The organism is Pseudomonas sp. SG20056 (assembly GCF_031764535.1).
Taxonomy (GTDB): domain Bacteria; phylum Pseudomonadota; class Gammaproteobacteria; order Pseudomonadales; family Pseudomonadaceae; genus Aquipseudomonas.
Window position 1 is genome coordinate 2,502,082 of the sequence record NZ_CP134499.1, and the last position, 20,488, is coordinate 2,522,569.

Annotated in this window: 12 protein-coding genes, 2 tRNA genes, 3 rRNA genes and 3 pseudogenes; 12 read left to right on the top strand and 8 right to left on the bottom strand. The window is 54.8% G+C overall.

Annotated features, from left to right (window positions below; translation table 11 throughout):
* Positions 1-59: 59 nt before the first annotated feature.
* A pseudogene (locus RHP75_RS21320) lies at positions 60-788 on the bottom strand (MCP four helix bundle domain-containing protein); the annotation flags it as partial.
* Positions 789-948: 160 nt separating this feature from the next.
* Here RHP75_RS21320 and RHP75_RS11960 point away from each other — a divergent pair.
* The gene (locus tag RHP75_RS11960) at positions 949-1,227 is read left to right on the top strand and encodes an HU family DNA-binding protein (RefSeq protein ID WP_311088381.1); all 279 of its coding nucleotides are present in this window, start codon (positions 949-951) and stop codon (positions 1,225-1,227) included.
* 110 nt (positions 1,228-1,337) lie between these two features.
* On the opposite strand, the gene rrf is transcribed toward RHP75_RS11960, so the two are convergent.
* The 5 genes from rrf to RHP75_RS11985 form a co-directional block, all read right to left on the bottom strand.
* Positions 1,338-1,453, bottom strand: a 5S ribosomal RNA gene (gene rrf / locus RHP75_RS11965).
* A 138-nt stretch (positions 1,454-1,591) separates the two neighbouring features.
* Positions 1,592-4,482, bottom strand: a 23S ribosomal RNA gene (locus RHP75_RS11970).
* 244 nt (positions 4,483-4,726) lie between these two features.
* Positions 4,727-4,802: transfer RNA gene (locus RHP75_RS11975), tRNA-Ala, on the bottom strand.
* A 31-nt stretch (positions 4,803-4,833) separates the two neighbouring features.
* Positions 4,834-4,910, bottom strand: a tRNA-Ile gene (locus RHP75_RS11980).
* Positions 4,911-4,975: 65 nt separating this feature from the next.
* Positions 4,976-6,512: ribosomal RNA gene (locus RHP75_RS11985) — 16S ribosomal RNA — on the bottom strand.
* Together the 16S, 23S and 5S rRNA genes with 2 tRNA genes alongside form the textbook arrangement of a ribosomal RNA operon.
* 79 nt (positions 6,513-6,591) lie before the next feature.
* On the opposite strand from RHP75_RS11985, the gene RHP75_RS11990 reads away from it, so the two are divergent.
* The 11 genes and pseudogenes from RHP75_RS11990 (at position 6,592) to RHP75_RS12040 (ending at position 18,927) form a co-directional block, all read left to right on the top strand.
* Positions 6,592-7,212 carry a hypothetical protein gene (locus tag RHP75_RS11990; RefSeq protein ID WP_311088382.1) on the top strand — a complete coding sequence of 207 codons (621 nt, stop codon included), beginning with the start codon at positions 6,592-6,594 and terminating at the stop codon, positions 7,210-7,212.
* A 72-nt stretch (positions 7,213-7,284) separates the two neighbouring features.
* Entirely contained in the window at positions 7,285-8,199 is a 915-nt protein-coding gene (locus RHP75_RS11995; protein ID WP_311088383.1) for a LysR substrate-binding domain-containing protein, read from the top strand.
* 268 nt (positions 8,200-8,467) lie between these two features.
* On the top strand, positions 8,468-9,658 hold the full coding sequence (locus tag RHP75_RS12000) for an SRPBCC family protein (protein ID WP_311088384.1): 1,191 nt from the start codon (positions 8,468-8,470) through the stop codon (positions 9,656-9,658).
* A 10-nt stretch (positions 9,659-9,668) separates the two neighbouring features.
* Positions 9,669-11,114 carry an aldehyde dehydrogenase family protein gene (locus tag RHP75_RS12005; RefSeq protein ID WP_311088385.1) on the top strand — a complete coding sequence of 482 codons (1,446 nt, stop codon included), beginning with the start codon at positions 9,669-9,671 and terminating at the stop codon, positions 11,112-11,114.
* 5 nt (positions 11,115-11,119) lie between these two features.
* Positions 11,120-11,284 (top strand): annotated as a pseudogene (locus RHP75_RS12010) (rubredoxin); the annotation flags it as partial.
* A complete protein-coding gene (locus RHP75_RS12015) occupies positions 11,273-12,541 on the top strand; it encodes an FAD-dependent oxidoreductase (RefSeq protein ID WP_311091915.1) in 1,269 nt (422 codons plus the stop codon). The pseudogene RHP75_RS12010 and the gene RHP75_RS12015, both read left to right, overlap by 12 nt.
* 10 nt (positions 12,542-12,551) lie before the next feature.
* A complete protein-coding gene (locus RHP75_RS12020) occupies positions 12,552-13,883 on the top strand; it encodes an FAD-binding oxidoreductase (protein ID WP_311088386.1) in 1,332 nt (443 codons plus the stop codon).
* Positions 13,880-14,251: an ethanolamine utilization protein EutQ gene (locus tag RHP75_RS12025; RefSeq protein ID WP_311088387.1), complete on the top strand. Its 372-nt coding sequence runs from the start codon at positions 13,880-13,882 to the stop codon at positions 14,249-14,251. Before RHP75_RS12020 ends, RHP75_RS12025 begins: the two co-directional genes overlap by 4 nt.
* A gap of 120 nt (positions 14,252-14,371) precedes the next feature.
* The gene (locus RHP75_RS12030; RefSeq protein WP_311091917.1) at positions 14,372-15,625 is read left to right on the top strand and encodes an MFS transporter; all 1,254 of its coding nucleotides are present in this window, start codon (positions 14,372-14,374) and stop codon (positions 15,623-15,625) included.
* Positions 15,626-16,059: 434 nt separating this feature from the next.
* The gene (locus RHP75_RS12035) at positions 16,060-17,613 is read left to right on the top strand and encodes a BCCT family transporter (RefSeq protein WP_311088388.1); all 1,554 of its coding nucleotides are present in this window, start codon (positions 16,060-16,062) and stop codon (positions 17,611-17,613) included.
* Between the two features lie 172 nt (positions 17,614-17,785).
* Positions 17,786-18,927, top strand: a protein-coding gene (locus RHP75_RS12040) for an IS3 family transposase (protein ID WP_311088389.1) whose coding sequence is annotated in 2 segments (ribosomal slippage) — positions 17,786-18,038 and positions 18,038-18,927 — 1,143 coding nt in all. Because the reading frame shifts where the segments join, the coding sequence is not laid out codon by codon here.
* Between the two features lie 112 nt (positions 18,928-19,039).
* Here the strand turns inward: RHP75_RS12040 and RHP75_RS12045 are convergent.
* Positions 19,040-19,222, bottom strand: a pseudogene (locus RHP75_RS12045) (nucleotidyl transferase AbiEii/AbiGii toxin family protein); the annotation flags it as partial.
* A complete protein-coding gene (locus tag RHP75_RS12050) occupies positions 19,206-20,027 on the bottom strand; it encodes a type IV toxin-antitoxin system AbiEi family antitoxin domain-containing protein (protein WP_311088390.1) in 822 nt (273 codons plus the stop codon). The pseudogene RHP75_RS12045 and the gene RHP75_RS12050, both read right to left, overlap by 17 nt.
* Positions 20,028-20,488 lie beyond the last annotated feature (461 nt).

Below are 20,488 nucleotides of genomic sequence, written 5' to 3' on the forward strand. Positions count from 1 at the left end.
TGTAATTTATCGAGGAAGCGGTTGAATGCGTGACTGAGTTTACCTAACTCATCATTAGACAAAACGTCCAAGCGCACTCGCAGATCACCATCACCATCAGCTATCTGCTCGATACGATTAAGCAAATTATGCAAAGGCCCGGTGACCAGAATTGGAAAGCCGACCACTAACACAAGGCAAACGCCTAAGCCGATGGCAATAATCACCCCCTGCTGCCAGCTCAAGGTCTCACCCAGCTTAATAGCTGCCACCCCTTCAGCATTAGCCGCCGCATCATCCATTTCACCCAGCTTATCGATAGCAGTACGCATTACCTCAAACTGCTCTTCACTGCCACCAAAGCTCAATAAACTGGCCGCTTGCGGGTCACTAACAGCCAACTGCAAGACCTTTTGTGAAGTGGCCTTCCACCGCTCAAAACCCACATCGAACTGCGCGACTAGCTGCATCGCCTCGCTACCAGGCTGCATATCAGCAAATTTATGTACGCGGTCATAAGCCTGCTGCAAATTTTCTGCATGCGCAGCAACCAAAGATTCAGCATGCACACTCGCCCCTTCATCAAGCAAGCTGCGCTCCGCAACAAAGGCTTGATAAAGATCACGATCGGCATTCAGCAGCAGACTAATGCCTGGCAAGAATCGATTTGTCAGCTTCGTGCTTGAATCTGCCACCTGGGTGATGCCTCGCATCCCCAGAACCCCCATAGAAACCAACAAAACCGCCAGCAGCATAATCGGTAGCGCAATCTTCCAACGAAACCCTAAATCAGCGAAGGCACGAAGCATGCTGGCTCTCCAGGACAATGGCCAAGTAGCATCAGCATAGACTACCGAACGAAGTACTGAATAAAGCCCTACACCGCGGATACGCTTCAGCTCAGCCGCTTATGACACACTTGCAGCACAACCTCTATCGACCTCCATATCCGACCCAAGGAGCAGCATCATGGCGATGACCAAAGACCAACTGATCAGCGATATTGCAGAAGCTATAGACACACCCAAAAGCACTGTACGCGCAGCACTTGAACAACTGAGTGAAATAGTCAGTGATGCACTGGAAAACAGTGACGAAATCACCCTACCAGGGATTGGCAAATTCAAAGTAAGCGAACGACCAGCCCGCACTGGTCGAAACCCTAAAACAGGTCAAGCCCTGCAAATCGCCGCAAAGAAAGTCGTTAAATATGTGCCGGCAAAAGCCTTGAGCGACGCAATCAACTAAGTATTCTGGAGTGATCTTGCAGGCACGTTTTGCTGCAAGATCATTTTTGAATTATCGCGTGCAAAGTAAAACCCCCGATCGTTTTCACGATCGGGGGTTTTGGTATAGGTGCTTGACGATGACCTACTCTCACATGGGGAAACCCCACACTACCATCGGCGATGCATCGTTTCACTTCTGAGTTCGGGATGGGATCAGGTGGTTCCAATGCTCTATGGTCGTCAAGCGATTCAGCTGAGATGTCGCGCTGCTTTCGCGGCTCGCTACCTCGAATTGGGTATGTGATGTGTTTTGTAGTTGTGCAAATTTTCGGCTGTTGCAGTCTTCATAGAGACACACAAACATCAAATTGTTTGGGTGTTATATGGTCAAGCCTCACGGGCAATTAGTATTGGTTAGCTCAACGCCTCACAGCGCTTACACACCCAACCTATCAACGTCGTAGTCTTCGACGGCCCTTTAGGGAACTCAAGGTTCCAGTGAGATCTCATCTCGAGGCAAGTTTCCCGCTTAGATGCTTTCAGCGGTTATCTTTTCCGAACATAGCTACCCGGCAATGCCACTGGCGTGACAACCGGAACACCAGAGGTTCGTCCACTCCGGTCCTCTCGTACTAGGAGCAGCCCCTCTCAAATCTCAAACGTCCACGGCAGATAGGGACCGAACTGTCTCACGACGTTCTAAACCCAGCTCGCGTACCACTTTAAATGGCGAACAGCCATACCCTTGGGACCGGCTTCAGCCCCAGGATGTGATGAGCCGACATCGAGGTGCCAAACACCGCCGTCGATATGAACTCTTGGGCGGTATCAGCCTGTTATCCCCGGAGTACCTTTTATCCGTTGAGCGATGGCCCTTCCATACAGAACCACCGGATCACTAAGACCTACTTTCGTACCTGCTCGACGTGTCTGTCTCGCAGTCAAGCGCGCTTTTGCCTTTATACTCTACGACCGATTTCCGACCGGTCTGAGCGCACCTTCGTACTCCTCCGTTACTCTTTAGGAGGAGACCGCCCCAGTCAAACTACCCACCATACACTGTCCTCGATCCGGATAACGGACCAGAGTTAGAACCTCAAGGTTACCAGGGTGGTATTTCAAGGATGGCTCCACGCGAACTGGCGTCCACGCTTCAAAGCCTCCCACCTATCCTACACAAGTAAACTCAAAGTCCAGTGCAAAGCTATAGTAAAGGTTCACGGGGTCTTTCCGTCTAGCCGCGGATACACTGCATCTTCACAGCGATTTCAATTTCACTGAGTCTCGGGTGGAGACAGCGCCGCCATCGTTACGCCATTCGTGCAGGTCGGAACTTACCCGACAAGGAATTTCGCTACCTTAGGACCGTTATAGTTACGGCCGCCGTTTACCGGGGCTTCGATCAAGAGCTTCGCGTTAGCTAACCCCATCAATTAACCTTCCGGCACCGGGCAGGCGTCACACCCTATACGTCCACTTTCGTGTTTGCAGAGTGCTGTGTTTTTAATAAACAGTCGCAGCGGCCTGGTATCTTCGACCGGCATGGGCTTACGCAGTAAATACTTCACCCTCACCGGCGCACCTTCTCCCGAAGTTACGGTGCCATTTTGCCTAGTTCCTTCACCCGAGTTCTCTCAAGCGCCTTGGTATTCTCTACCTAACCACCTGTGTCGGTTTGGGGTACGGTTCCTAATTACCTGAAGCTTAGAAGCTTTTCCTGGAAGCATGGCATCAACCACTTCGTCATCTAAAAGATAACTCGTCATCAGTTCTCGGCCTTGAACGCCCGGATTTACCTAAGCATTCAGCCTACAACCTTAAACACGGACAACCAACGCCGTGCTGGCCTAGCCTTCTCCGTCCCTCCATCGCAGTAATTAGAAGTACGGGAATATTAACCCGTTTCCCATCGACTACGCATTTCTGCCTCGCCTTAGGGGCCGACTCACCCTGCGTCGATTAACGTTGCGCAGGAAACCTTGGTCTTTCGGCGTGGGAGTTTTTCACTCCCATTGTCGTTACTCATGTCAGCATTCGCACTTCTGATACCTCCAGCAAGCTTCTCAACTCACCTTCACAGGCTTACAGAACGCTCCTCTACCGCTCAACTTACGTTGAACCCGTAGCTTCGGTGTATGGTTTGAGCCCCGTTACATCTTCCGCGCAGGCCGACTCGACTAGTGAGCTATTACGCTTTCTTTAAAGGGTGGCTGCTTCTAAGCCAACCTCCTAGCTGTCTAAGCCTTCCCACATCGTTTCCCACTTAACCATAACTTTGGGACCTTAGCTGACGGTCTGGGTTGTTTCCCTTTTCACGACGGACGTTAGCACCCGCCGTGTGTCTCCCGTGCTGACACTTGCTGGTATTCGGAGTTTGCATCGGTTTGGTAAGTCGGGATGACCCCCTAGCCGAAACAGTGCTCTACCCCCAGCAGTGATACACGAGGCGCTACCTAAATAGCTTTCGAGGAGAACCAGCTATCTCCGAGCTTGATTAGCCTTTCACTCCGATCCACAGGTCATCCGCTAACTTTTCAACGGTAGTCGGTTCGGTCCTCCAGTTAGTGTTACCCAACCTTCAACCTGCCCATGGATAGATCGCCCGGTTTCGGGTCTATACCCAGCGACTAAACGCCCTATTAAGACTCGCTTTCGCTACGCCTCCCCTATTCGGTTAAGCTCGCCACTGAATATAAGTCGCTGACCCATTATACAAAAGGTACGCAGTCACCCAACAAAGTGGGCTCCCACTGCTTGTACGCATACGGTTTCAGGATCTATTTCACTCCCCTCTCCGGGGTTCTTTTCGCCTTTCCCTCACGGTACTAGTTCACTATCGGTCAGTCAGTAGTATTTAGCCTTGGAGGATGGTCCCCCCATATTCAGACAAAGTTTCTCGTGCTCCGTCCTACTCGATTTCATTGATAAGAGAATTTCGTGTACGGGGCTATCACCCACTACGGCGGCACTTTCCAGAGCCTTCCACTATTCTCAAATCAACTTAAGGGCTAGTCCCCGTTCGCTCGCCACTACTAAGGGAATCTCGGTTGATTTCTATTCCTCAGGGTACTTAGATGTTTCAGTTCCCCTGGTTCGCCTTACACACCTATGTATTCAGTGTGTAATAACCAGCTTATGCTGGCTGGGTTCCCCCATTCAGAGATCTCCGGATCAAAGTCTGTTTGCCGACTCCCCGGAGCTTATCGCAGGCTACAACGTCTTTCATCGCCTCTGACTGCCAAGGCATCCACCGTATGCGCTTCTTCACTTGACCATATAACCCCAAGCAATCTGGTTATTGTCTCTAACGTGAAGACGACATTCGCCGAAAATTTGCAATTGAGAACTACAAATTTTACCTTGACCAAATTAATTACCAGTGAAAGTAATCAATCAGTCACTTCTATCACATACCCAAATTTTTAAAGAACGATTTTCTTACTGGTCAAAGACCAGAAATCAACATTCATCTGCTTTAGCAGGAACGCTCATTTCTGAACTCTCAACGAGGCTGTATATGGTGGAGCCAAGCGGGATCGAACCGCTGACCTCCTGCGTGCAAGGCAGGCGCTCTCCCAGCTGAGCTATGGCCCCATATTCTTACAAGGCCAAACCCCACAACAATTGGTGGGTCTGGGCAGATTCGAACTGCCGACCTCACCCTTATCAGGGGTGCGCTCTAACCAACTGAGCTACAGACCCAATCGTCTTTCTCAATGAATCAAGCAATTCGTGTGGGAACTTATGAAGAAGCTGAAGTCTTCGATTAAGGAGGTGATCCAGCCGCAGGTTCCCCTACGGCTACCTTGTTACGACTTCACCCCAGTCATGAATCACACCGTGGTAACCGTCCCCCTTGCGGTTAGACTAGCTACTTCTGGTGCAACCCACTCCCATGGTGTGACGGGCGGTGTGTACAAGGCCCGGGAACGTATTCACCGTGACATTCTGATTCACGATTACTAGCGATTCCGACTTCACGCAGTCGAGTTGCAGACTGCGATCCGGACTACGATCGGTTTTATGGGATTAGCTCCACCTCGCGGCTTGGCAACCCTTTGTACCGACCATTGTAGCACGTGTGTAGCCCTGGCCGTAAGGGCCATGATGACTTGACGTCATCCCCACCTTCCTCCGGTTTGTCACCGGCAGTCTCCTTAGAGTTCCCACCATAACGTGCTGGTAACTAAGGACAAGGGTTGCGCTCGTTACGGGACTTAACCCAACATCTCACGACACGAGCTGACGACAGCCATGCAGCACCTGTGTCTGAGTTCCCGAAGGCACCAATCTATCTCTAGAAAGTTCTCAGCATGTCAAGGCCAGGTAAGGTTCTTCGCGTTGCTTCGAATTAAACCACATGCTCCACCGCTTGTGCGGGCCCCCGTCAATTCATTTGAGTTTTAACCTTGCGGCCGTACTCCCCAGGCGGTCAACTTAATGCGTTAGCTGCGCCACTAAGAGTTCAAGACTCCCAACGGCTAGTTGACATCGTTTACGGCGTGGACTACCAGGGTATCTAATCCTGTTTGCTCCCCACGCTTTCGCACCTCAGTGTCAGTATCAGTCCAGGTGGTCGCCTTCGCCACTGGTGTTCCTTCCTATATCTACGCATTTCACCGCTACACAGGAAATTCCACCACCCTCTACCGTACTCTAGCTCAGCAGTTTTGAAAGCAGTTCCCAGGTTGAGCCCGGGGATTTCACTTCCAACTTACTGAACCACCTACGCGCGCTTTACGCCCAGTAATTCCGATTAACGCTTGCACCCTTCGTATTACCGCGGCTGCTGGCACGAAGTTAGCCGGTGCTTATTCTGTCGGTAACGTCAAAGTAGCAACGTATTAAGTTACTACCCTTCCTCCCAACTTAAAGTGCTTTACAATCCGAAGACCTTCTTCACACACGCGGCATGGCTGGATCAGGCTTTCGCCCATTGTCCAATATTCCCCACTGCTGCCTCCCGTAGGAGTCTGGACCGTGTCTCAGTTCCAGTGTGACTGATCATCCTCTCAGACCAGTTACGGATCGTCGCCTTGGTGAGCCATTACCTCACCAACTAGCTAATCCGACCTAGGCTCATCTAATGGCGCGAGGCCCGAAGGTCCCCCGCTTTCTCCCGTAGGACGTATGCGGTATTAGCGTCCGTTTCCGAACGTTATCCCCCACCACTAGGCAGATTCCTAGGCATTACTCACCCGTCCGCCGCTCTCAAGAAAAGCAAGCTTTTCTCTACCGCTCGACTTGCATGTGTTAGGCCTGCCGCCAGCGTTCAATCTGAGCCATGATCAAACTCTTCAGTTCAATACTGCTTGGGTTTTGAAAAAACCCTAAACTTAGCTCAGCAATCGACAAAAAACTCTCAAATTAACGAGTGTTACTTGTGATGCTGATAATCTTGCGACTAGCAGTCTTACCTCACAAGCACCCACACGAATTGCTTGATTCAGTTGTTAAAGAGCGGGTGGTTAAGTCTTTCGTCTCAACCGAGGCGCGCATTCTACAGCAGCCTCATCTTCCGTCAAGTGATTTCGAAAATTTCTTTTCAATCTCAACCACTTGCGCCTTCGATCAACATCTAGCTTCTCGTCAGCGGGAGGCGAATTCTACAGCGTTTCAAACCGCTGTCAACCGCCTCTTTTTACCGCCTCCGATCATCTCGACCGAACCTCTCCAGACTCAAACACTGCCTCCTGAAGAGGAGGCGCATTCTACGCAGCTTTCGCTGCTTTGCAACCCCTATTTTAAATATAACTTCTTGTTTTATAAGAAGTTTAAGGAGCTGCTTACGCCTGAAGAGGTGCGCATTATAGGGACAAAAAAACCAAGATCAATCGATTGTTATGCTTTTTTTTCAACACCCGCGAACTCACGGGCTGCAGCCACACAAACCACTAGCGCGCCGCCTGCAGAAACGAAAAGGCCCATCGCTGATAGCGCGGTGCTGCTCATTCGGCCACATCACTCTGCCCCCCAGTCTTCTCGCGATTCAATCAGCCTTTGACAGCAAGCGTTGCTGCTGACTGAATAAGTGCAAAGCATCTCTACAACAACAATAAACGACCTTGGTTGCCTGATGAAAATTCATCCACTGCCCCCCTTGAACAGCCTCGTTGCCTTCGAGTCAGCCGCCCGCCACCTGAGTTTTACCCTGGCGGCGCAGGAACTCAGCGTGACTCAGGGAGCCATCAGTCGTCAGGTGCGCTTGCTCGAAGACTATCTGGGCAAATCGCTATTTGAACGAACTACTCGCTCGATGAACCTGAGCCCAACAGGGGCTCAATATTATGAGGTAGTGCGTGAGTCGCTGCTGCAACTGGCCAGCTCAACTGGCGAAATACGCCATTGGCGCGGCGCACAGCAAGTTACCGTGGCGACCAGCACTGCCATGGCCTCACTGTGGTTGCTGCCCAAGGTGGCCGAGTTCCAGCGTGACCATGAAGATGTCGACCTGCGCATCATCGCCTACGACCATGTGAAAGACTTCACTCGCCTGGACTGCGACCTGGCACTGTATTACTGCCGCACACTACCCAAGGACATGCACGTAACACCGCTGTTCACCGAAGAGGTGTTTCCCGTCTGCAGCCCAGGCTACCTGGCAAAACATCCAGAACTCAGCGGCATCAACGATTTCGCCAATTGCACCCTGCTCTGGCTGGAAGACCCCCAGCGTGACTGGATTGGCTGGAACGAGTGGTTCCAGCGTCAGGGACACAAGCTGATTGAGCCGCGTCACCGCATCAACATCAACAGCTACGCCATGCTGCTGCAGTCAGCAATCAGCGGACAGGGAATCGCCCTGGCCTGGTCAAATCTGGTGGGCAACCACCTGCAGACCGGCACCCTGGTCAGGCCAGTGGCTGCGACGCTGAACACAGACGGCCAGTTCTGCTTACTCGAACCCAACAACCGGCCAGCCACGCGGCAAAGCGTAAAGAAATTCCGCGCCTGGTTATTAGGTGAGCTACCCGGCCTCAGTGGCAGCTGAACAACACCGACCTACTCTCACCCGCCTTGCAGCAGCGCTACGCAAGACCAATAGGCCACCTATATTGATGATTTTTAATCATCAATATAGGTGGCATTTCAGACATTTACTCAGAATAAGAACAAAAATTAGTGAGTAAATATCATCAATCTGCCGCCAAAAAATCGTTTGTCGGACAACCCTGACTTTCTCGAAACTCGCAGCCAACGGACCTTGGCTTGCGAGCCTGCCGCATCACGTCATACATGCCCAGCAGGGGAGAAAAACAATGAACAACTCCATCTCTCAATGCATTCCCGTTCAGCAACTGGAAAGCGTACTCAACCCGATTCACGAAGCCACTGGACTCAGTAATGAGTTTTACACCGAACAGCACTATTTCGAGCTAGAGCGCGACCAGGTCATGGGCAAGACCTGGGCCTGCGTCGGTTTCGCCAGTGATCTGACCCAGAATGGTTCGGTCAAACCCGTCGACTTCATGGGCCTGCCTTTGCTGCTGATGCGCAACCGTGAAGGCCTGGTGCAGGTTTTCCACAACGTGTGCAGCCACCGCGGCATGAAGCTGGTGCAGGAAGAAGGCACCGTTCAGGGCGTGATCCGCTGCCCTTACCATTCCTGGACCTATGACCTTAACGGTGGTCTGCGTGGCACTCCGCATATCGGTGGCATCGATCAGCACAAGGATGAACGCTTCGCCTGCGAAAAGCATGGCCTGAAAGCCATCCGCAGCAGCATCTGGATGGACATGGTATTTATCAACCTGTCCGGCGATGCCCAGCCGCTTGAAGCAATGCTTGCGCCACTGACCGAGCGCTGGAGCCAGTTCCTCGGCGCTGATGGCATGGGTTTGCTGCGCCGCCGCCCGCATATGGATGCCACCACCCTGGACATCAACTGCAACTGGAAGCTGGCGGTAGAGAACTACTGCGAGGCCTACCACCTGCCGTGGGTGCACCCGAGCCTGAACACCTATTCGCGCCTGGAAGACCACTACAACATTCTGTTCGCCGAGCACTTCGCTGGTCAGGGTAGCTACGCCTACAACCTGTCCGATGTAGCGGGCACGCATCTGCCGAAATTCCCAGCCTGGCCGCAGGATCGTTTGCGCAATGCCGAGTACGTGGCGTTCTTCCCTAACGTACTGCTCGGTATCCAGGCCGACCATGCCTTTGCCATGCAACTGGAGCCGGTAGCGCCTGGCCGTACTCTTGAGCACTTGCGCGTGTTCTATGTAGGCGATGAAGCGTTGAGTGATGAGTTCGCGGCCTGCCGCAATGCGGTACTCGAATCATGGAAGGTGGTGTTTGCCGAAGACATCAGCTCGGTTGAAGGCATGCAGAAAGGCCGTCACTCGCCTGGCTACAAGGGCGGTGCGTTCTCACCGGAAATGGACATTCCCACGCACTTCTTTCACCAGTGGGCCGCACGCCAACTGTTGAGCGTTGAACAGACTGCCTGAGGACGTTGCCATGTATCCGATTGCCGCCCACTGGTTGAACCATATTGATGGGGAATGGGTAGACAGCACCCAGCACCTAAACATTCATAACCCAGGTACCGCCGCGCACCTGGCCACGATTGCCCAGGCTACCGTGGCAGATGCCGAGCGCGCAGTGCAAGCGGCCAGGCGTTGCGCCGACAGCGGCGCGCTGAGTCGCGTTCGCCCAGCACAACGGGTCACCTGGTTGCTGCGTATTGCCGAAGAGATTCGTGCAGTAGCGGACGAAGGCGCCTGGGTTCTGTGCCAGGAAAATGGCAAGAGCCTGAATGATGCACGCGACGAATTCACTGAAGCTGCGCGCTACTTCGAGTACTACGCCGGTATGGCCGACAAGATCGAGGGTACCTCGATTCCTCTGGGCAATGGCTACATGGACTTCACCGTCTACGACCCTATGGGGGTCTCCGCGCAGATCGTGCCATGGAACTTCCCTGTCTCGATTTGCGCCCGCTCACTGGCACCGGCCCTGGCCGCTGGCAATGCCGTGGTAATCAAGTCGCCAGAACTATCCCCCCTGGGCATGTGTGTGCTGGTACGCGCCATTGCCAAGGCGGGCCTGCCCAAGGGCGCAGTCAACCTGATCTGCGGTCGTGGTCGCGAGGTAGGCAGCCATCTGGTCAGCCACTCAGGGGTTGATCAGATTGTCTTCACTGGGTCGGTGCCGACCGGACAAACCATCCTGCGTGACGCCGCTGCGCATGCCATTCCCAGCGTCATGGAGCTCGGAGGCAAATCAGCGGCAATCGCCTTCGCCGACGCAGATCGCAAGCAATTGCTAGCCAGCGTCAAGAGCGGAATCTTCTTCAATGCCGGACAGGTTTGTTCCGCCATGTCGCGCCTGCTGGTGCAACGCGACATTTATGAGGAAATCGTCCAGGCCGTCGTCCAACTGGCTGAAGGGCTCAGTGTTGGCCACGGCCAGGACAACCCAGACCTCACCCCGGTGGTTAGCGCAGGTCAATTGGCCAGCATCGAGAAATTGTGTCGGCGCGCAATCGATGAAGGTGCAGTTGCGGCCACCGGCGGCGAGGCTTACAGCGACCTGGCAGGGCACTTTATGCGCCCGACGGTATTTCGCGATGTAAGCCCAGAGATGTGCATCGCCCAGGAAGAAGTGTTCGGCCCGGTACTGGCGATCATTCCTTTCGACAGCGAAGAAGAAGCCCTGGCAATCGCCAATGGCACCGCATTTGGCCTGGTAGCTGGTGTATTCACCCAGGACATCAACCGTGCCATGCGCTGCGCACGGCAACTCAAAGCGGGCCAAGTGTTCGTCAACGAATGGTACGCCGGCGGCATCGAAACGCCGTTTGGTGGCGTCGGTTTGTCTGGCTTTGGCCGGGAAAAGGGTCAAGAAGCCTTGTACAGCTACGTGCGCACCAAGAACGTGGCTATTCGCGTGGCTGGGGAGTAAACGACATGTTCAAGACTTGGCTCTGTGTAGTGTGTGGTCTGATATATGACGAGGCACTCGGCTGGCCGCAGGACGGCATCATTGCCGGCACCCGCTGGGAAGATGTTCCTGAAGACTGGAAGTGTCCCGAATGCGGGGTTGGCAAGAGCGACTTCGAGATGCTCGATATCAGCCCCGTAGTCGCTGCAACGGTCAATGCCGCTGATCGCGCACCGCTGCCCGTCCCGCCTGCGCCCTTACCACAACATCTCCCGGAAGCAGCTGTGGCAGGCCAGCCAATCGTCATTATCGGCAGCGGCTATGCCGGTTATGGTCTAGCCCAAGCACTGCGTAAGGCAGACCCCAAGGTTGAAATCCGCGTGCTGACTCAGGAATCTGGCCACCTCTATTCCAAGCCGGCCCTGTCCGTTGGCCTGGCCAATGGTAAGAATGCCGACGCACTGGCGAGTGAAACGCCCCTGGCGATTGAACAGCGCCTGAACATTCGTATCTATCCGCACTGCACCGTTGAACGTATCAATAGTGCAGCACGTCGTTTGATCACCAACTTCGGTGAAATGGAATACGGCCAACTGGTACTGGCCAATGGCGCATCACCGATCAGGCTGAACATTGAGGGCGCAGGCCAGGATGCCATGCTCAGCGTCAACAATCTTCACGACTACCAAGGCTTCCGCCAGCGCCTGCTCGGCGCAAAACGTATCGCGATCCTCGGCGATGGGCTGATCGGCTGCGAGTTCGCCAATGACTTGGCCGTCAGTGGCTTCGACGTCAGCGTCATCGGGCTGGGCCAGTGGCCAATGGCTCGCCTCTTACCTGCAGAAGCAGGTCAACACCTGCAAGCCGCATTGGCCGATCTGGGCGTGCGCTGGCACCTGCAGAGCTCCGTACAGCGCATCGAACAGGGCGCAGATGCCTACCACTTGCAGCTGACCTGCGGTCAACACCTGGAGGCGGACCTGATCCTCAGCGCCATCGGTTTGCGTCCAAACCTGGAGCTGGCGGCAGCGGCCGGGCTGGCGGTAGACCGGGGCATCAAGGTGGATGCCCACCTGCAGACCTCGCAACCCGGAATCTACGCTCTCGGCGACTGCATTGAGATTGAGGGGCAATTGCTGCCCTACCTGGCGCCGATTAACCAAGGCATTCAGGCCCTGAGCCAGACCTTGCTCGGCAAGCCTACGACCGTCAGCTACCCGCTGATGCCAGTAACGGTGAAAACTCCAGCAGCTCCGCTGTGCATCCTGCCACCCATGCCTGGCATTGCTGGGGAATGGCGCTGCACACCAACCGACGACGGTCTCTGCGCCGGATTCTTCACCGCAAACGAGGCACTGGGAGGTTTTGTCCTGCTAGGCCGCCAAGCACAAGTACAACGCAGCAACTGGCTGCAATCCTGCCAGCTTGCTCAACGGGCCGTAGCCTGAGGGCGCCACTATGCATAACAAGAAAATCAATTTGCCATATGACGATGCGACTTGCGGCTGGTACAACGCCTTGCCGCAACAACCAGCCTGCCAGCGCCTGCAAGGCGAACAACGAGCTGACTACGCGGTAATCGGTGCTGGATTTGCCGGGCTGGCTGCCGCCCGCCGACTGGCCGAACACCATCCCGATGCACGTATTCTGCTGGTCGATGCCCAACGTGTAGGCTACGGCGCCTCGGGACGCAATTCGGGCTTCGTTATTGATCTGCCGCACAAGTTTGCTCTGGAGCACCCGGACCCTGCCCATAAGCAGCGTTTGCTAAGCCTCAATCGCGCGGCCATTGGGCAGTTGCAAACCCTGGTGCAACGTCATGGCATCGACTGCCAGTGGTCCCACGCCGGCAAATATCAGGGCGCAGTCGGGCCGCGCGGCATGGCTTACCTTGCCCATTTCGAGAAGCTGATGAGCGACCTCGGAGAACCCTTCCGCCGTGTCGGTTCCGACGAACTGGCCAAGGTGGTCGGTAGCCAGCACTACAGCGGCGCAATCTACACACCTGGTTGCTACCTGATGCAACCTGCCGCCCTGGTCACGGGGCTTGGCCACTCCCTGCCTGGCAATGTCGAGTTGCTAGAAGAGTCGCCCATTGAACGCCTGGAACAGGACAGCCAGGGCGGTTGGATGCTGCACGGCCGCCAAGGCAGTATCCGCACCCCACAGCTGTTGCTCGGCACCAGCATCTTTACCCAGGAATTTGGTTACCTGCGCAACCGCCTACTGCCAGTGATGACCTTCGCCAGCTGGACTCGCCCCTTGAGCGATGCCGAACTGCAAGCCTACGGCGGACAGATCGACTGGGGACTGACCCCAGCCGATCACGCAGGTACCACAGTGCGCATGACTCAGGATCGTCGGCTGATCATCCGCAACACCTATAAGCACGTCCCCAAGTACGGCCAAAGCACCAGCGATGCCATGCGTGCCAGCGTACGCGACGATCACCGCAAAGCATTTCTGACACGCTTTCCGCAATTGGCCGATGTGCCATTCACCCACACCTGGGGCGGGGTCTATGCAATCTCGCGCAACTTCACGAATTTCTTCGGCGAACTGGCGCCAGGTGTACACGCATCTGCTTGCGACAACGGCGTGGGTGCGGCTTGGGGCACAATTTCCGGCACTTTGCTGGCCGACCTCGCAGTAGGCGCAGACTCGGCACAACTGCGTGATATCCAGGCAGTCACGGGCATGCCATCACTGAACCCACCCGAGCCTTTTCTGGGCCTGGGTGTGCGCTCGCGTATCCGCTTGGCGGCATGGAACAGTCGGAGCGAGATATGAGCGAGGTCGTTTCCGGCAATGGGCCGGTGTTACTGGTCGATCACCATGATCTGGATTTTCTCCCACGCGGTGGCCCTCCGGGAGCGGCCTTTGTGGCTCGAGCCATCAGCAATGAGATCTCGCCCAACATCGGCATCGGCTTTGCACGCTGGGAAGGCGCAGAGGTTCACTGGACGCTGCTGTATGACGAAGTGATCTTCGTCATTGAAGGTTGTTTCGAGCTGCAGGCTAACGGCCAGTCGTACCACGTCACACCCGGTCAGCTGCTGTGGATACCCGAAGGTACTGCACTGGTTTATGGCGGTCATGCGTTGTTCGGTTATGTGGTTCACCCCGGCGACTGGAAACAGCGTCATGGAATGGCCTGACACGAAGCCCCCATATGGGCTGCCGCACCAGTACTTGCTCGCACACTATAAAGAGGCAGCACCATGCTGGGCCTGACCAGAACCTTTGGGGCGCTATACCTGGCCAGCCTGCTGATGCAGATGGGCTCAACGTTGCTAATGACTTACCTAGCTCTTCGTTTGAGCGCAGACGGTGTAGCAACGTTCTGGGGCGGAGCCCTGATGGCAGCCAATGCGCTGGGCATGGTGATCGGTGGCAAAGTCGGCCAGATTCTGATCGAGCAGGTTGGGCACATCCGCACCTATGTCGCCAGTGCAGGACTGATCTCCGCTGCCGTACTGGCGCATGAGTTCAGCAATGCCCTGCCCCTCTGGCTGGGCCTGCGCGTGCTGGTCGGCGTAGCCATGATGTGTCAGTTGATCGTACTGGAAAGCTGGCTGAACGACCGCGCCGGCAGCCACGAGCGCGGTAAGGTATTGGGCCTCTACATGCTGGCAACCTACGTGGGCATGGTGCTCGGCCAACTGGCCTTGAGTCTCAATGGCGATCTGGGTATCCACGCGCTGCTGGGTGTCGCTATGGCCTTCGCCCTGTGCATGATCCCTGTAGCCCTGACGCGCAGCATGCACCCGGCGGCGTTGAAACCGGCACGGATGGATATCGGCCTGTTTATCCGCCGTGTTCCGCAGTCGCTGATCACCGTACTGATGGCCGGCATGATCTATAGCGCCTTCTTCGGCCTGGCAGCCATATACAGCAGCCGTCAAGGCCTGAGTACCGCCCAGATAGGGCAGTTCATGGCATTGTCCATCGGCGCAGGGCTGCTCGCACAGTTACCTCTGGGCTGGCTTTCGGATCGGTTGCCACGTGCCAGCCTGATTCGCGGTATCGCCGTGCTGTTGGTCCTGGTCTTTCTTCCCTTGGGTTTCTACCAGACCGTGCCTTTTACTCTTCTACTTTTGCTGGGGGCCTGCATCGGTTTTTTACAGTTTTGCCTATATCCGCTGGGCGTAGCATTAGCCAACGACAATGTTGAACCTGAACTGCGGGTTTCCCTGGCAGGCCTACTGCTGGTGGCCTATGGAGTTGGAGCCTGCATTGGCCCCTTATTGGCCGGCGCGGCAATGGAGCATTTCGGCGCGGCGAGCTTGTACTACTTCTCTGCTGCATGCGCCGCGCTGCTGGCCCTGATGGTTGGACAAAGCAAAGTGACAGGTGCCCACCTGCAAAGTGACGCGCCGCTGCATCACCAGGCGACTCCGATTGGCCTCGCTTGCTCACCACTCACAGTTGCTATCGAGCCCGTCGAGCTTAGTGAAAACTCCGAAGATATAACCGGCAGAGTGTCCGTAAAGGAAGCCACCAATGGCATGCCACCAATCGGCCTGCACTAAGTGAAAACGCCGGAGACCCACCTGCCCGATGAGCTGTAAATACCCCCATTACTTAACGTGTCAGTGGTTATTACACGCCGGTTAAATATTGGCCACCAAAGGCTTTTCTATATAAAAACTCATAAATCCGCCCGCATAAAGCATGCAAGGAAAGGCTTAACGCAAAACGCCAATTTCAATCAAAACACCTATTAAAAATAGCCTTACTCGGCATGCAAAGCATCTGCCGAGCGCTTTTTGTGGGCGTATTAACATCTTATTTTTAATGAGAAAATTTCACTAATACAAGAAATAAAATGGTTTGTCAGGTGCAGGCCGCTAACTGACTATCGAGTCTAGGGACGGTTCCGCCTTTAACTGCCTTGTGGAATGTTTACGCCAGTAAACATTCGCCGGAACCGCCTTCAAATACAAAAACAATATAGCGAGGCTCCATGAAAAACATTGCCGTAGATGGTCCTTCACCCAGCACACTCAATATACGGATGATGGGAATGAACGTTCACCCGATCATTTTTCCCGCATCCGTCCTGATAGTCCTTGCGCTGGTATTGGCAGCGCTTTATGACCCAAGCGAATTTGGTAAAGCTCTGGAAGCGACAAAAGGATGGATACTGCAGAACTGCGACTGGTTCATCATGATAATGGGCAATTTGGCGGTGCTGTTCTGTGCAGGCATCGCTTTGTCGCCATACGGCAAGATTCGCTTGGGCGGAAAAGACGCCAAACCCGAATACAGCACACACTCCTGGTTCTCTATGATGTTTGCTGCCGGCATGGGAGTGGGTCTACTTTACTGGGGGGTCGCCGAACCCGTAGCGCAATACACCGAATGGTGGAAAACCCCACTCAACGTCGCTAAGAACACCCCGGAAGCTGCCCATGCGGCCATGGGTGCAACTATCTTCCATTGGGGCTTCCACCCTTGGGCGATCTACCTGACTACTGCGTTGGTAGTTGGCTTCTTTGCGTTTAACAAGGGTTTGCCGTTCTCCCTGAGTTCTGGTCTCAAACCACTGATTGGCAAAGCGCATGCTGGCGTAACGGGACATATCGTCGACACGTTCACCGTGGTGCTAACCGTGTTCGGCTTAGCCACCTCGATGGGGCTCGGCGCGATGCAGGCAACAGCTGGCATCACCCATGTTCTCGGCATTCCCAATTCGTTTCTGTTCCAACTGGTTTTTCTCGTTACTGTAACGGGGCTGGCAGCCATTTCCCTTTGGCGTGGTATGCACGCTGGGGTCAAGCTGCTTAGCAACATCAACATGCTGCTGGCGCTTGCCCTACTATTGCTTGTGGTATTCGGTGTTGGCGCCGCGAGCTTTTTCTCCGGGGTACTGAGCAGCACACTCGACTACGCCACCTACTTTGCGCCACTCAGCAACTGGGTTAGTCGCCCCGATCAGGACTGGTTCCATGGCTGGACCGTATTCTATTGGGCGTGGTGGTGCACCTGGGGACCGCTAGTGGGTGTATTTGTCGCTCGAGTGTCACGAGGCCGCACGCTGCGTCAGATGGTTGGCGTGGTTATGTTGGTCCCAACACTTGCTACGATTCTTTGGTTCAGCGCGTTTGGCCTGGGCGCCATCGAGCAAGTCATTGCCGGTAGCAGTAGCCTGGCAAAAGGGTTGACCGATGTGAACATGGCGATCTTCCAGTTCCTCGAAGTGCTGCCCCTTCCAGCCATCTCGTCGCTGCTCGTAGTGGCACTACTGGTCATCTTTATGGTGACCTCCGTGGACTCCGGCGCACTGGTTGTAGATAACCTGGCAGCTGGCGGTGACCCGGAAACCTCGCCAGCTCAACGCATCCTTTGGCTCATTCTGATTGCACTGGTGACCATTACCTTATTCGTGATTGGCGGCGACACCGCTCTAAAAGGCATTCAGGCCGGCGCAGTTGCCATGGGGCTGCCGTTCATGGTGCTGATGTTGGCCATGATGATCGGCTTCATCAAAGCACTGGCCAACGAACCAAAAGGCTAATAAGCCCACACGACTGACTGCACATGCCCGTACCTTGCTGTACGGGCATTCTCTTTCTATAAACTCCCTCCAGTAGACATTTCCCGACCACGGTCCTGCAGTATTGTTGTGGCTCAATGATTCTGGACACCCCGATAGGGCGTTAAGCTTCGCCCAGCAATGAGGTGTTTACGTGACCAGAAGATCTTTCAGTACAGATTTCAAACTCGAAGCAGCCGGCCTGGTTCTGGATCAAGGTTATTCAATTCCCGAAGCATGCAAGTCAATGGGCGTAGGCCCGACGGCATTGCGCCGATGGGTAGAGCAACTGCGCAGTGAGCGTGGTGGCACAACCTCGCCGCGCAGTAAGGCCATGACTCCCGAGCAGAAACGCATACAAGACCTTGAGGCCCAGGTTCGGCGTTTAGAGCGGGAGAAAGAGATCCTAAAAAAGGCTACCGCTCTCTTAATGTCGGACTCCCTCGATCAATAAGCCTGATCGAGGTATTGGGCGAGCGATATCCACGAGCCGAGCTGTGCCGCGTATTTGGCGTACATCGCAGCAGTGTCTACGACGCCTGCAAGCGACGCCGCCGGATAGATCATCGGCGGATTGTATTGCGCCAGCTGGCCACTGAGCTTCATCTACAAAGTCGAGGCTCAGCTGGGGCAAGAACATTGTCAGCGGCGCTGCGGATACAGGGTGTCGCGGTGGGTCGTTTCCTTGCCGGACGCCTGATGAAAGAGGCCCGGCTGTTCAGTTCGCAATTGCGCAAGCATCGTTATCGGCGGGCTGATGGTGAAAATGCCATCGCGGCGAATGAGCTGGATAGGCAGTTCACAGTGAGCGGCTCCAACCAAGTGTGGTGCGGCGACGTGACCTACATCTGGGCGGGTAATCGCTGGATCTACCTGGCGGCGGTGATGGATCTGTATGCGCGCCGCATCGTGGGCTGGGCGTTGTCCAATCGACCAGACTCGCAACTTACGACGCGCGCTTTGCGCGTGGCGTTTGAGTCCCGTGGTTGCCCGCAGCAGCTGATGTTTCACTCTGACCAAGGCAGCCATTACACCAGCATCGAGTTCCGCCAGATGCTGTGGCGTTACCAGATCAAACAGAGCATGAGCCGCCGTGGCAACTGCTGGGATAACGCCCCAATGGAACGTTTCTTCAGAAGCCTGAAAACGGAGTGGATGCCGGAGCACGGCTATACCAGTCAAGGCCACGCTGAGGCGGACGTGCTGCGCTATCTGACGGACTACTACAACCATCAACGGCCACACAGCTACAACGGATGCAAAACGCCAGTGGAGGCCGAATTACTGGCCGGATAGACCTAAACCCCTGTCCAGAATTCGTTGACCACAACACCTGAAGATTCAGTGGAGGTGCGCTAAGCAGTTGAGCCAACTGCTGCAAAGCATCTGATATCTGCGTGACGTCCTGAACAAAGTCCTGCACCGGTAGCCAGGTCAGGTCAATGTCTACTGACAGTCTGGGCAGGTCGTGCTCAAAAAGGTTGATTGCGGTGCCACCCTTAAGAGCAAAACGGGTTTCTTTCGCCAGAGTTGGAAGGATATCCACCAGCAACTGAACGCGGTCGGTGTAACGTTTATCCCAGGTGCTCATCCAGATCCCCCGGTAAGGTTATTTGGTAGGTTGGGTTCAAGCGTCCACCCGGAACTAAGCATCGCTTTCCCTTACCGAGATATACGCCATCCAACGAGACATGAGCCAACCAGGCATGCTGGTGACGCTCGGCAAGAGCCAGAAACAACCGTTTGGCCTTTATGCTGGTGCAATGCCGAAGCAGCATGCTGACCCGCAGAGGACGTAACGTATCTGCACCTTGCATTAGCGCATCAACCTCATAGGCAAGTGAGGCATCGGATACGCCATCACAAAGCTCAAGCAGCGCACGCTCCGGCGTAGAAAACACCATGCGGCCAAAGTCACCATCGGCATCGACCCACTCAAGGCCTATTGCTCGTAGAGCCTCGTCTGTCGTCTCTGCATTGAATTTGGGTGATTCCAGATCAAAGGGACTTCTTCCACAAAGCATCACCTTGGCCTTAAGCGGGAGCTTACTCACCCATCCGGGGAGGTATTCAGAACCATAAAGCGTGACGGTCTCGGATTCCCCCAAGCGCAAGTAGTGCTCGTGCCCGTGCCAAGCCAGCGCAAAACGCCCACCTACATGCAGTTGAAGTCCGTCACCGCTCTGTAGTGCCCGCACCACGCCAGCCCAGGTCAGGCGCCCTCCCCGTCGTTGATAAACACCTCGCGCAGGTGAATCCAACCAACCGCTGGCGATATACCTCGATACGAGACTGCTGCTATAGCCGCGCTCCTTTAACCAGGCGGTAGAGACCAGATCTCGGTCACCTAACCCAACTAGCAAAGAGTTTAGCTTTTCTGATTTTTGCGCATTCATAATGAGCAAATTAGACGAAACTTAAACCAGCGGCAAGCATATGGTTTATAGAATCACGAAATTAGAACCCGATGGTGAGCTTTTTTCAGATTCAATAAACCTTACACACCAGGCATACCCATCCATGAGCTTATGGGGCCAGAATCAACACGTGGGAGACGCCTCCCATTTTTGTAACCCTTGAACTACACGCGTACCGGCCATTGAGCCGAATAGAGGCGTTAATCGGCTCATTTCTAACGAATTGCGCAGTTGCCCCCATCTGACCAGTCAGTTGCATCTGTACTGACCACCCACGGATTAAAAAGCCGAATTGACCAGAAGGCTACATCCCGCGATCGGCAGAAAACGGCCAGAAGCGGACGTGCCCGAGGAACCGCCCCTGGCCGGTTGCTGCCCCTGACGATGAGCGGGAACCGGCCAAAAGAAGTCGCTTGCAGGGACTTTCAGTGAATCCAATA

Excerpts from the sequence above, each read along its gene's own strand:
- RHP75_RS12030 (WP_311091917.1), top strand. The coding sequence starts at position 14,372 with ATGGGCTCAACGTTGCTAATGACTTACCTAGCTCTTCGTTTGAGCGCA.
- RHP75_RS11995 (WP_311088383.1), top strand. The coding sequence starts at position 7,285 with ATGAAAATTCATCCACTGCCCCCCTTGAACAGCCTCGTTGCCTTCGAG.
- RHP75_RS12000 (WP_311088384.1), top strand. The coding sequence starts at position 8,468 with ATGAACAACTCCATCTCTCAATGCATTCCCGTTCAGCAACTGGAAAGC.
- RHP75_RS12005 (WP_311088385.1), top strand. The coding sequence starts at position 9,669 with ATGTATCCGATTGCCGCCCACTGGTTGAACCATATTGATGGGGAATGG.
- RHP75_RS11960 (WP_311088381.1), top strand. The coding sequence starts at position 949 with ATGGCGATGACCAAAGACCAACTGATCAGCGATATTGCAGAAGCTATA.
- RHP75_RS12020 (WP_311088386.1), top strand. The coding sequence starts at position 12,552 with ATGCATAACAAGAAAATCAATTTGCCATATGACGATGCGACTTGCGGC.
- RHP75_RS12015 (WP_311091915.1), top strand. The coding sequence starts at position 11,273 with ATGCTCGATATCAGCCCCGTAGTCGCTGCAACGGTCAATGCCGCTGAT.
- RHP75_RS12035 (WP_311088388.1), top strand. The coding sequence starts at position 16,060 with ATGAAAAACATTGCCGTAGATGGTCCTTCACCCAGCACACTCAATATA.
- RHP75_RS12050 (WP_311088390.1), bottom strand. The coding sequence starts at position 20,027 with ATGAATGCGCAAAAATCAGAAAAGCTAAACTCTTTGCTAGTTGGGTTA.
- RHP75_RS12025 (WP_311088387.1), top strand. The coding sequence starts at position 13,880 with ATGAGCGAGGTCGTTTCCGGCAATGGGCCGGTGTTACTGGTCGATCAC.